We start from the raw sequence: 13,547 nt of genomic DNA, 5'->3' as shown, positions 1-13,547 counted from the left end.
TGCAGTGAAGCGTTTATTTGGCAGTAAAGGCTGATCATTAAAAAAAGCCTCAGTGATAAAATAACCTTAATTTCACGTGCAGCTGCAACATTGGGTTATTGTACCGGAAAACGGTGGTTTAAATGAAATATAATTATTCCAAAAGCGGCAATTAGAATTGTGGTTTAGAAGTAGATGGGCAATATTTTGGTTCAATAAATTTAAATAGGAGTGGGTTAAAATGAAATTTTACCCAAGAGCCGTATAGTCTAGCGAAAACCTGTTTCTTTGAACCTTGGCCTTGAATTTTCTCTCGACTTTACCGCAATAAACTAATGTTAAATCAGTACACTTTTTAGATTTAAAAATCATGAAGGAAGCCGGCTGCGACGCTGTTTTGATGATGATACTTTAAATCGGTACAGTTTCACTATTTATCTACTAACGCATTACCCGAAAAACTGATTCTCGATGTGAAGTCGCCACTTAATCAAGATTGCTAAATCGTCGGTTGGCAATATCATGCAAAACGCTGCGTCTTTTCGGTAATGATGTCCGTAAGAAAAAAACAAAATCTACGAATAGGAATGTATCCGTTAAGCTTACCAAAAATCGATGGTGAAACTGTAAATTATGTTGGATAGCAAAAATTCATTTTTACAACATATTAAACACTAACTCGCTTTTCTAACGTGCTTTTATGAATGCGCAAAAGGTTGGCTTGCGAATATCAAGCATCTCATATATTTAATCAACGATTTTTAACCTGAACGAGACTGTAAACTGAACTGTGTCACCTCTTAATTTGATCAAGGGGAAAAATAAGTAAATTTAACTTATAGACACGATGAAGACAAACGAATCCTTCGATTTTCAGCGCTTCAAAGAAGAAGCAATGCAAGGTCTCTACGACGGCAAAAAAATGGGCGGTACTGATGGTTTATTTGCTCCAATGTTAAAACATCTACTTGAATCTATGCTCGAAGGTGAGCTGAACAACCACCTCGAAGAAAGCAAAGCTGCTGGTGAGAGCAACCGTAAAAATGGAAAAACCAAATAGACTGTCCGAAGTCTTCAGTCAGGTCATTTAGAGATCGAAAGTAGTCGTGACCGCCAAGGTACTTTTGAGCCTAAAATCCTGCCAAAACGCCAATTAATCGTCACCGAAGAGCTTGAAGATAAAGTAATTGCGATGTATGCACGCGGTATGAGTACGCGCAATATCTCCGAGTATGTCAAGGAAATATATGCAATGGAGATTTCTGCTACCGAAATTTCTCATATCACAGACAAGATAATTCCGCTGATGAATGAATGGCGTAACAGGCCATTGGAAGCCGTTTATCCCTTCGTTTTCCTGGACTGCATGCATTATAAAGTGCGGGATAATGGAACCGTTGAATCGCGGGCAATTTATAACATATTGGGAATAACCCGTGAAGGGAAAAAAGATTTGATTGGGATTTATCTGTCTGAAAACGAGGGTGCTAAATTTTGGCTGTCCTTCCTAACAGATTTAAAACAACGCGGCGTTGAAGACATTTTAATCGCCTGTATAGATGGCTTGAAGGGCTTTCCAGAAGCTATTGAAGCGGTATTCCCAAAAACTAAAATTCAACTTTGTATAATTCATCAGATCCGTACCACTATCCGATATGTGCCTGAGAAAGATAAAAAGGCCGTTATTGCAGATTTGAAACCTGTTTACAAGGCAGTTAATCAGGAACAAGCATATGAAAAGCTATTGGAATTTGACGACAAATGGGGAAAAAGATATCCTTTGGCTGTGAAATCCTGGATGGATAATTGGATGAATCTATCGACCTTTTTTGAGTTTACTGCTGAAATAAGAAAGGTTATTTACACCACAAATGCTATCGAAGGAATGCATCGACAAATTCGTAAAGTAACAAAAACAAAAGGAGCATTTACCTCAGATCAGGCGCGACTAAAACTGGTATATTTGGTTGTAAGGGATCTTTCAAAAAAGTGGACGATGTCAATCCATAATTGGGGCTTGACGATGTCTCAATTGTATATTAAATTTGGTGACAGATTACAGGCAGATCGAGAATTTTTCCTGGGAGGATGAATCTTCCAAAATCAAACCCTGACACAGTTCAGCGTACACTCCCACCTGAACAGAAGTTGTTGTTTTATCTGGTTTAAGTATTCTGTTACTTTCGTTTATTAGAGTTTGGTGCTATTAAGGTCTACCTTGTAGATATTATTCCAATCCGACTACCTTATGCTTACAGCAGAACCACACCATATCATTGCAATAGGTGCTTCGGCGGGTGGCCTCGAGGAAATTAATACTTTTTTCGACCATACTCCAGTCGATGGCGTTTCCTATATCATTGTCCAGCATTTATCTGCCGAGTTCAAAAGCCGTATGGTTGAGCTGCTTTCCAGGCATAGTAAGCTCGCCGTGCAGCTGGCCGAAAACGGTATGTCAATACGGGGCAATCAGGTATATCTGATTCCAAATGACAAGTTTATGACCGTTCGCGGGCATTGTCTGTATTTAAGGGGCAGAGAGAATGACCGCAGTCCCCACATGACAATCAATACTTTTTTTTTATCGCTGGCGGCAGATTATGGCCCAAAAGCAATCGGGGTGGTCCTTTCAGGGATGGGATCGGACGGCACCGACGGTATCAAAGCCATAAAAAAAGCGGGCGGCCTGGTAATAGCCAGAGAGCCAGAAGGTACAGAGTTCCACAGCATGCCGGCTAACGCGATCGCAACCGGGATGGTGGATTTTATCCTTGAACCCGCATCCATGCCTGCTGTGATAGAAGATTATGTAAAACGAGACCTGGATTTAATGACCTCAGGTATTAATGATGAGCGGCACCTGGTTGAAATCATTGAACTGATCAATCAGCAGTTACCTCTTGACTTTTCTGACTATAAACAGTCCACCATACTGCGAAGGATAAAAAGAAGGGCAGCGTCCAATAACTTTGGCGAGCTGGAAAGCTACATTGAATTTGTTAAAGCAAATCCCCTTGAATTAGAAGCACTTGCCAAAGATTTTTTAATTAGCGTAACAGGTTTTTTTCGGGATACGGAGGCTTTTAATTTCGTCGAAACCAAGGTGCTGCCTGCTATTGTTACCGCCCTTGAACCACAACACGAGCTCAGAATGTGGGTGGCAGGATGCGCTACCGGGGAAGAAGCCTATTCGCTGGCTATGCTTATCAGTGAGCAGTTAGGTGATAAAATCAATAATTGTGTTGTCAAGATCTTCGCTACCGATATCGACAGTGCAGCATTGGCACATGGCGGTAAAGGTATATACCACTCCGGGATCATGGGCAATGTATCAAAAGACCGTCTTGAAAGGTTTTTTTTACTGGAAGGCGATAAGTACAGGGTAAAACCTGAGCTTCGCAAGATGGTGATTTTCGCCCAGCATGATCTGGTAAAAAACCCGCCGTACTGCAATATGCATTTTGTCAGTTGTCGGAACCTTCTGATCTACATGACACCGGCACTGCAAAAGAAAATTTACATGATGCTGCTTTTTGGCCTCAGACAACATGGATACCTGTTTTTGGGGTCCAGTGAAAATCCCATGCCGATCATGCAGAGCCTGGAAGTGGTAAGTAAAAAATTGAAAGTGTATAAGAACCTTGAAGCCAATCAGGCTGTCAGGTTTGATTCATTTTCGTTGCCCGAACTTTCATATAAAAGACCTGCTGACTCAACCTTTGCGCAAGAAGAAATATTGAAAAGCCCGGACCGGACCCTTGGCGATGCAGTCAGCGAGACTTTGAGTAAAAATCAGAAAGAGCTTGTCATATGTATTGATCAAAATGAACGGATCCTGAAATTCTATGGGGATAATACAAAATTTCTACTTCAGAAAATCATGACCAGTGATTTTACAGAGCTGCTTCCAGGTCCGTTGTCCGTAGCTTATAAAACAATGATCAATCAGGTAATCAAGACCGGAGAAGCTTCCTGGGTTAACGGAATAAAAATAAAACAGGGCCAGGATATCGTCGAAGTTACTTTGTCGATCATCCCAATGATTTTTAAAGGCCGGCCTAATGGATTTTTGGTAGTTCGTATTCAACAAGACAAATTACTTCAAATTTATACAGATGCCGATGCCGATCTGGCCTTTGATGAAGAAGTATATCTTAATAAGTATACACTCAGCCTGGAACAGGAAAATAAAGAGCTGAAGGAAAAACTTGCTATTTCGAATGAGAAATTATACTCGATGAATGAGAACATGCAGTCATTTAATGAGGAGCTGTTGTCTGCAAATGAGGAAATGCAGAGTACAAGTGAAGAAATGCAATCAATCAATGAGGAACTGCACACCATCAATTCCGACTACCAGTTTAAAAATAAAGAGCTTTTAGAGCTCAATGACGATCTCAATAATTATTTCCGAAGCAATATCAACGGACAGCTGTTTATAGATAGTGAACTCCGGCTGATAAAATTTTCCCCTGGCGCGGCTAAACTGATCAATGTTGTTGACGGTGATATCGGAAGGCCACTAGGCAACATCTCTACGAATTTTAAAATTGAGACCATTATTAAAGATATCAGACAGGTACTTGCCAGCGATGATCTTGTCGTAACAAAAGAGATTGAAGCGCAAAATGGCAAATGGTACCAGGCCATGACGATGCCTTATATCCGTCACAGCAGCAACAAAACCTCAGGGGCTATCATTACATTCAACGATATCTCTGAGCTAAAAAGGACACAGCAGCAACTCGATAAAAAAAATGAGATCCTGATGCGTATCAATGCTGACCTGGAAAATTTTGTCCACACAGCCTCGCATGATCTTCTGGACCCGCTAAATAGCATAGAAGGAAGTATCAGCGTGATGAATGCAATCAATGTCAATGATCCGGAGCTTAACGATTTTTTGCCGATCATAAACACTTCGGTGAAAAAATTCCGTTCCTTGATCAGTGAAATTGCCGTTGTGGCTAAAATTGAAAACGATTCTTTGCTAACCGAATTGGTCGACATGGATGAGATCCTGGACAACATCGACTGGAGCCTCACGGAGAAGATCAAATCCAGCGGGGTAGTAATTAAAAGGGATCTTCAGGTGAAACACATTGTATTTTCAAAAAAAAACCTGCGAAGTATTCTTTACAACCTTATTTCAAACGCAATTAAGTACCGATCGGAGAACTCGCCAGTCATCCATGTACGTATTGCCTCTGAAGACGACCATACCATACTTTCAGTCCAGGACAATGGAATGGGGATGGATAAACGGCATGTAGATAAAATTTTTGATAAATATAGCAGGCTCCATACCGAGATTGATGGTCATGGGATTGGGCTATACCTGGCTAAAAAGATAGTCAACGCATCTGGCGGTACCATTACCGTCGAAAGTGAGCCTGAAAAGGGAAGTAAGTTTACTATTTTATTGAGTAAAGTGCCTGCTGATTTGTAAATAATAATTAAAGATGAAAGATTGCGCTCCCCGTAACCAGGGTTAGAGATTAGAAGATGATATATAAAAGGATTGTAAGGTAAAAACAGGACGATACATTATTACGATTGTCCAGATAATCACAGTAAAGGGATATAATACTCCCTAATATCTGGATAGCTACTTAAATTTTTTAATCTAGCAGTTGACTATGAAAAAGAAACGCAGAAAATTCAGCGCGAGCTGCAAAGCCAAAGTGGCCATTAAAGAGATAGTACCTCACAAGAACTTGCTGAGAGAATTCTTTGCAATTTTTCTTTTTTAATCTCGTATCTGTGCACTAAATAAAATGCGAGAGGCTTATATACATTCGGTAGTGTATTTATAAATTGTATCATTAGGTTAAAAAAATAAAGTATAGCACCGACTACCAGATGAACCATTACGACATCACGACGTCCGTGTAGGATTTTTCCTTGCCCTAAGCGGGCTATATCCAAACCTCAAGCATTATACTTGCATTTTTGATCTAACTTATAGGCTTTAAAAATAGGATATAATAAACACACATTCACAAACCTTTAATGTAATCTTTTCATGGAACACATATGGTGTTCAACGATGCTATATCTCGCCTAAGCAAGAAGACAAACATGTAAGGTTTTCGAGGACAAGACTCCAAGCCTTCAAAAAAGGGGTGTGGATATTTTATGTATAACTTTCAATTGCCGCATAAACAATATGGTTAAAACGTAGCCTTTTCAATGTAAACCTTGATTGAGTCACTTTTTAAGCGCACGCCCAGCCAATTGTTAATCCGTCTAAAATCCCTTCTGGTTTTAGATGGGTTTGAAGAGCCTAAGACCAATACGTTAAAATGTCGCACCTTGCCGGAACCCGTAAAAAATGACTGTTTGTCTGCCGAACAATATTTGATTTCTGGGAAAAGCGGCTTCATTTCCCGGTAAAGCTGTCCTGCAATTTGTTTTTGTACCGAAATACTGTCCTGCATTTGTATGTTAGTACTGAGCTGCGCTTTTAAGCGGTTGATTTCAGCCTGATACAATTGGGACTCGGTCAAGTCTTTGGATACATCACTAATCGAAAAGCCTTGCTGAATAATCAGTGTGACGTTGTGCAGGCCATAAATGTTTTTTCTTTGGACCAGGCGCTTTTTCTCATCTTCTCCGATCATTTTACCACCATATATGAGCTTAATCTGCCTTTTAGCCGGATCGAGTTCATTTTTTAATAGGAAATCCCCTTCAATGTAGGTTTCGTTGGTGACAAACTTATTTGCATTTTGGATAAAAGTTTCCTTCTGTACAAGCAAATAACCATAATATACACTTGGTACCATTGTAAGGATTACAAGAAAGGTTACCCATCTGTTGGCCATCCTTCTCTGATCTTTATCTGCTGAATCACGGATAGGGTAACGAAGTAGCCTTACTGTTATCAAGGTGGCACTACCAATGAAGACTGTATTGATTGTAAGCAGATAAAGAGCCCCAAAGAAAAATGGCCAGTTTGCCGTTGCAAGGCCATATCCTGCTGTACAAAGTGGGGGCATCAGCGCCGTTGCGATAGCAACACCAGGAATCACATTTCCTTTGCTTCGGCTTGAAAGCGCTACGATCCCAGCCAGACCGCCCAAAAGAGCAATGAGCACATCATAAATGCTGGGCTGTGTCCGGGCCAGCAGCTCTGAATGCGCCTGGTAAATCGGGGTGATCGAAAAGTAGGCAGCAGAGGTCAAAAGCCCGGCCAGGATTGCAAACAGGTAATTGAAAAAAGCTTTTTTAAAGAGCGCAAAATCATAGGTTGCCAGACTATAGCCCATGCCAAGGATTGGTCCCATCAACGGGGATATCAGCATGGCGCCGATAATGACTGCGGTCGAGTTGACGTTCAGGCCGACCGAGGCGATAAAGATGGCGAAGATCAGGATCCACAAGCTTGTGCCCTTGAATTCGATACCACTTTCAACAGTGTCGTGAATAACACTGTATTCTTCACGCTGGCTGGAAATGTCAAACCGTTTTAATAAGTTATTTGCTGAGCTCATAGATGCTAAACGGCTTTATTATTGGTTATTGAAGCCTTCTGGCTTACTGCGTTTTAATATAAAAATGCCGACAGATCCTGCTATAACGGACGCCAGTAAAATACCATACTTTGCCTGGTCTATCAGCAGCTCGGAGCTGAAAGCCAAGCCGGTTATAAAAAGGGACATGGTGAAGCCTACGCCGGCAAGCGTTGCCACTCCCGAAATGTGCTGCCAGGTTGCCGATGCGGGCAGCTGCGCAAATCCGGAGCGCACCATTAGCCAGGTAAACGAAAAGACGCCAATGAATTTGCCCAGCACCAGGCCCAGCAGCACACCTAAACTGACTGGATTGCCCAGCGATGAGAAAAAGTCCGAACCAATATGCATTCCTGCATTGGCAAGGGCAAATAAGGGCATAATCACAAAGGCAACCCAAGGATGCAGGGCATATTCTATTTTCTGTAATGGGGTTTCAGCAAACTGGCTAAGCATTTTTATTTTTTCGATCATATGATGCTGTTCTGTGGTCGTCAGCGATCCATTTTGCGGAATAGCCTTTTCAAATTTTGCAATGTACTTTTTTATATTACTTGCATAGTCATTTTCATTGATTCTGGTCCTGGCCGGAATGGTAAAGGCCACGAGTACACCCGCTATGGTAGCATGTACGCCCGAGAACAAAAACCCGGCCCAAACCACAATGCCAATAATCAGGAAGAAAAGCGTGTTACGGATGCCCAGGAAATTGCCAGCTGCCAGCACAGAGAGAAATCCTGCTGCTACCAATAACGGTACCAGAGAAATGTGGGGCGTGTAAAAAAAGGCGATAACCATAACTGCGCCCAGATCGTCAGCGACTGCAAGGGCAGATAAAAAGACCTTAACCGAAGCTGGTATATGGTTGCCGCTCATTGATAGCAGCGCAAGGGCAAATGCAATATCAGTAGCCATTGGGATGCCCCATCCATGTTCAGAGCCCATGTTAATATTGATCAGAAAGTAAAGCAGGGCCGGCACTAACATGCCACCCAGGGCTGCCATCATAGGTAAAGAAGCCTTTTTGATCGTGGACAATTCACCGGCAATAAATTCCCTTTTCAGTTCCAGCCCAATGACGAAGAAAAAGATAGCCATTAGGCCATCATTGATCCAGATATGCAGTGGCTGGTTTAACAGATAATTGTTAATGCCAACGGATAACTTCGTCTCCCAGAGATGATGGTAAGATGCTGACCAGGGAGAATTAACCCAAATGATTGCAATCAGTACGCTGACAAATAAAATGATCCCACCTGTAAATTCCTGATGGATGAACTTACTGACAGGTTTAAGTAAATAATCAATGGGAGCTTCGTTCATGATGGGAGGTAAGTTTTTTAATAATTGTAAGCGAAGTTTTATGTTTTGAGCTGATGTGATACTGGCTATATTATTAGCCTTACCCCACCTAGGTCGGACACGCGGTGTGAAAACCGGTCACTTGGCGAGCTGATAAACATAAAGTTGATCGGGATGTTCCATTCCTGGCTGAGCCTTTCGATGATCTCAGGGCCAAATGTGCCGTGGATTTGCAAGTACTCAATTTTTATTTCCGGATAAGCGCGGTCAAGCACATCCAGGTCACGCAGAAAATCTTCAGAAACATGCCCGCCGTCAACCAAAACGGTAACGATTTTCAATTTTTTTGTTATTTCATTCTCCTGTACATAAATCATGACCTTGTTCAGGACCGATATATCATCCCCCTTTGTGAAATAGACAAACTCCTGCTCGGTCAGCCTTTTCAAAGCCCGGGTGAGATGCAGCTTGCTCAATGCAGCGATTCTTTTGACCGAAGTAAAGAAACTATCAACGACAACGAGCAGATATTGGAGCAGCTCGTTGCGGTTTAAAAGCAGCGAAATGATAATGATGGCTGGCAGAAAATACTGTAAGAAGACAATGAGGTATTCTGCATGCATGGTCACATTGCCATAAAGGGCAACCATGACTGCAAGGATAGCCAGGGCGACTGTCAGGCCGGAGGCCCGTTCGGGCCTTGGCAACCGTGCCCGTTTTATTTTCAGTAGAAAGTTGCCAAACCCGAAGTATATCATGACCAGCAAAAATGATATGGTGTAGACGCCCGCCAATGGGCCAAGCTGCCCGCGCGTGATCACCAGCACGGACAAACACAGCAGATAAAACAAGATCAGGATCCGGGGAGAGCTTCCTCTTGAATTTTCCTTTAACAGGAATTGGGGAAGTATCCTGTCCAAGGTCATTCTTTTAATCAGGCCGTTGACCCCCACGTATGATGTGAGCAGCGCGCCGCTTAAAACCAGGACTGCATCAACAGAAATGAATGTTCTTAGCCATGGACCTGCCGTGATTCCGCCCATGTGGGAAAGCAGCGCTTCCTGGTTGACAGCAACTTCCGTTAAGAGAAGTACGGAAACTGCGGCCAAAGCCATTAGGGGGTTGATTACCGACACAGCCACCCACATGTTTCGCAGCGTTTTCCTGAATACACCCGCTTGTTGTTCTTCCACAAAATTGGCCGAGCTTTCGAATCCTGAAATCCCAAGCATGGCCGTGCTAAAACCCAGGAACAAAGCGGTGGCAAAACTTCCATGGGCAGGCATCTTAAAATTGGCAGTCGCAATATCAAGGCCATTTGCACATACATACCATGCAGCGCTACCAATCAGGGTGACCATGGCTACTATATGCAAAACAAAAATAATGACGGCAACGATGGATGATTCGCTAATGCCTGACATGACCAGGAACAGAAAAATGGTTATTAGCCCGCCGGTAGCTAAAAGAACAGGCAGGGAAGGAAGAATACCATGCAGATAATGCATTGCTTCACTGGCCGATATAACCGCTGTGGCCATGTAGGATAGGATGGTCAGGCAAGCTGCAATCGAAGCATTGCTTTTACTGGTCGTGTTCAGAAGCACATTGTAAGCCCCGCCATTTAATGGCAGCGCGCCTACTACTTCCCCATAGATTTTGCGGAAGAGAAAAAGTACAATCGCTACCATGAGCAGTGCCAGCCATGCATACTGGCCTGCATAAATAATAGTTAGGGAAGAAACATATAAGCAGGACGAAGTGATATCGTTGCCGCAGATAGCAGTTGCTGCCAATTCATTAAGCTTTTTGTGGGTTTGCATAAAAATTATATTGGCATAGTGGTTTGTTTGATGCTTATCTGGGCACTGAAAAAGTTAAAGGTAAATAAATAGAGACTTTATATAGCTCTTGCTGATAAGGGTTGGCCACATTAGAGCCTAAGGACTTGGAAAAATAAATGCTAGATTAACTACCCTAAGCGGTATAGCAAAGGATTCACATGGGTAAGTTGTAAACAAATTTTAAATTTTTTATAGGGAAAACCTGTGCAGGTGCTTTTGAACGGCCAAATCTGCGAAAGCCAGCTTTGCACATTTTGATGTATAAGGCAACCTGGAAAGGGTAAAAGCCTATGTGGCGCAGTCGGCAGCAGCATTGTTAAGGAAAATTGAACTAGGCTTTGGAATTGTAAATCGTCTGGAATCAAGTTTGGGGAGGGATAAATGCGACTTCTCTGACAGCGATTTCACTTATGAGCATATCAAAGATGGTAGTTGCCGTTAACGCCCTTAATTGCTGACAGATTAGATAAAGCTCCCGGCAGACCAGCCGGTCATTTTTGCCATAGTCCCAGATGGGATTGATGCTCTCGCAGGCAACTGTTTCAAAACTGATTTCTGAATTTACCGTTAAGACGGTCCCTTGGTCATCGGTCAAGGCACTTTCTGGGAAATGGCTTGCTCTGTACAGGATCAATGAAGATAGCGCCCGCAAACTGATAATGGCCGTAACAGGATCATTAATGCCCGGGCTCAGGGCTTTTAAGGCAATTTCCCTTAACTGGGAAAAACCATAAAAATAATTTCCTTTAATCGTTTCCGTAAGGGGGATTATGACCAGATCAAGAAGTTTGCTTTGGAGCTCTTTGGGCAAATCTTTACTGGTGCCAATAATTGGGGTGCCCTGCAACACAAATGTTCCGGGTGAGATCAGGATGGTGATCTGAAAACTTTGCTGTGTGCAAAGGGATTTTAGGGGATCTATTTCAATTCCTTCGAAAATACCAGACTTGGCAGCCTTAATGTTGTAGGGAGTAACCAGCTGGGTGGGCAAGGACGATTGGTGCTGGCTTGGACATGCTTTTTTTAGTGAATCCATGGTGTCGTCAAATATCCGCTGGATAACCACTTCGTATTTGACAGACTGGGTGATGTAGTGAAGAAAATAGATAAAAATGAAAATATCGAAAATGGTAAAAAATATCAGCAGATAGGTGCTCAGGGCGGGAATGTAAACCCCTGAATCAATGTCGCGTATGGTACTGAGAAGAAAAAAAGCATAGATAATCGTACCGATATAAATACCTAAGACGATCTGCTGGAATTTATTGCCGATCAGTTGGCCCAGTACCCGGTTGCTCATCTGGGATGCGGCCTGGTTGAGCACGATCACCACCATGGAAAAGCTGAAGACGGTCAGCGATATCACACCCGCTGCAACGGCCGATATGATGCTTCTGGCAGTAGTTGCGTCTTTTAAACGCAGCCAATGAAGTTGTCCTTTAATCAGCTTTCCTTGCTGGGAATAATCAAAAGATATCATCAGCCCACATAAAACAAGAAACCCAAGCGCAATGATAGCCGGGTAAAAGGCTATGCTGTTGACTGTTTTCTGGTATTTTCTCTGAAAGAAATTATTCGCATTCATTGATCTTTACTGCATATAGGATGAGAGCTTTAAAGAATTTGGATTCAAAGTTACTAGGAGGTAAGCCGCCCAAGAAAATCAAAGCAGCTATCAGCCACATTAACCGGGAATCATGGTTCATAAGGAAGGCTTTCCTTGATTTGCAGCTGTGATAGGCTAACGGCGATTTCAGATCCGGCCCACTTGATTTCAGTAACGGCCCTTACCGGTAAAAGGACTTTGTCAGAGGAAAACCAATTGCCCATTTCTATAACCAGGTTAATAATTTCCCAGTTTTCAGTTTCGACAATCAAATCTACAATTTTTCCGGATTGTCCATCGGTTGTCTGGATGTCATAACCAATTAGTTTATAAGTACTTCTCAAATGCGGATTATCGTAACTGTTGTGATAATCCGGATCATTTGCCAACGCGGCCTTGACAGATTCTGTCAATGGCGCAAGCTCACCTTTTGAGCCCATATCTGGCCCCCAATAAATACGCCACGGGAAATGGTCGTATAGTTTCTTTTCCTGTTGACGGGACACGGGCTGCTCCGTGTCAATGTCCGGACTGTTTTTGATCTGGTCCAGGGTAAGGTCAGTTTCAAGGACATCGTTTTCCCAGTCCTGGATAGTTAGCGACTGTACTGAGATCAGTACCTTTTTACCAGGCAACCAGTCGCCTGTATCCACGATCCAATAGCGGATAAACCAGGATTCATCGTCTATATATAGATCTTTCACTTTTCCGATTTGTCCATCTGTACCTGCAAGTGAAATTGAGGTAAGGCTTTTAAGGCTTTTTTTCATCTTTTGATATTGTTTCGTGAGAATTATTTGGTGGTCAAGACCACCTGGCCTTCCGGATATAGAATTTTTGCCTCTTTTTCAGCTGTAATGAAAAAGTTTACGGGTTCAAAAGTGGTGACTGTTTTCAAGCTGCTCTTAAGGCTTTTTGAAAAAAGGCCGTGAGAGTTTTCTAGTTGTCCCATATTACGGACTCCGTTATCTTTGGTATTTGCCCATACGATATAAAGGTTTTTAGATTCTACTAGCCTATCAGGCGCTGAAAGGTTGCGCACATTGAGTTCAACCGCATAGTTTTCATTTTTGTCCTTTTTGATTTTAACCGACCCTTCGGCCGCTGGGACAATTGCTGAAGTTGAAAAGCTTAATTTTTTAGAACAAGAAGATATAATACAAAGGATAACAAGTAAGGGGATGAGATAATTGGTAGCTTTTCGGATTGACGCTCTTGGATTCATTCGGTTGGATTCATATGATGTAATTGATTCTGGTGCCATAATCATGCCAGTAAGATGCGCAATCTGAATACGGTCTT

At 42.4% G+C, this 13,547-nt stretch carries 7 protein-coding genes and 1 pseudogene; 2 read left to right on the top strand and 6 right to left on the bottom strand.

Translation table 11 applies throughout. The annotated features are described in order from the left end of the window. The first annotated feature begins 826 nt into the window (after positions 1-826). Positions 827-2,071, top strand: a pseudogene (locus E0F88_RS00875) (IS256 family transposase). Between the two features lie 156 nt (positions 2,072-2,227). Beyond that, positions 2,228-5,428: a chemotaxis protein CheB gene (locus E0F88_RS00870; protein WP_131955749.1), complete on the top strand. Its 3,201-nt coding sequence runs from the start codon at positions 2,228-2,230 to the stop codon at positions 5,426-5,428. A gap of 724 nt (positions 5,429-6,152) precedes the next feature. On the opposite strand, the gene E0F88_RS00865 is transcribed toward E0F88_RS00870, so the two are convergent. From E0F88_RS00865 to E0F88_RS00840, 6 genes are all read right to left on the bottom strand, one after another. Then, on the bottom strand, positions 6,153-7,475 hold the full coding sequence (locus E0F88_RS00865; protein WP_131955747.1) for a DUF389 domain-containing protein: 1,323 nt from the start codon (positions 7,473-7,475) through the stop codon (positions 6,153-6,155). 18 nt (positions 7,476-7,493) lie between these two features. Continuing rightward, positions 7,494-8,816, bottom strand: coding sequence for a Na+/H+ antiporter NhaA (nhaA, locus tag E0F88_RS00860; RefSeq protein ID WP_131955745.1), 1,323 nt, complete (start codon positions 8,814-8,816; stop codon positions 7,494-7,496). 65 nt (positions 8,817-8,881) lie between these two features. Beyond that, positions 8,882-10,618: an APC family permease gene (locus tag E0F88_RS00855; RefSeq protein ID WP_131955743.1), complete on the bottom strand. Its 1,737-nt coding sequence runs from the start codon at positions 10,616-10,618 to the stop codon at positions 8,882-8,884. Between the two features lie 382 nt (positions 10,619-11,000). Further along, the gene (locus E0F88_RS00850; protein ID WP_131955741.1) at positions 11,001-12,224 is read right to left on the bottom strand and encodes a DUF2254 domain-containing protein; all 1,224 of its coding nucleotides are present in this window, start codon (positions 12,222-12,224) and stop codon (positions 11,001-11,003) included. Positions 12,225-12,334: 110 nt separating this feature from the next. Further along, a complete protein-coding gene (locus E0F88_RS00845; protein ID WP_131955739.1) occupies positions 12,335-13,015 on the bottom strand; it encodes a PRC-barrel domain-containing protein in 681 nt (226 codons plus the stop codon). A 23-nt stretch (positions 13,016-13,038) separates the two neighbouring features. Then, positions 13,039-13,509, bottom strand: a complete 471-nt coding sequence (locus E0F88_RS00840; protein ID WP_131955737.1) for a hypothetical protein — start codon at positions 13,507-13,509, stop codon at positions 13,039-13,041. Between the last annotated feature and the right edge of the window lie 38 nt (positions 13,510-13,547).

Source organism: Dyadobacter psychrotolerans (assembly GCF_004349265.1).
Classification (GTDB): domain Bacteria; phylum Bacteroidota; class Bacteroidia; order Cytophagales; family Spirosomataceae; genus Dyadobacter; species Dyadobacter psychrotolerans.
This window is presented reverse-complemented; position numbering and strand designations above follow the sequence as displayed.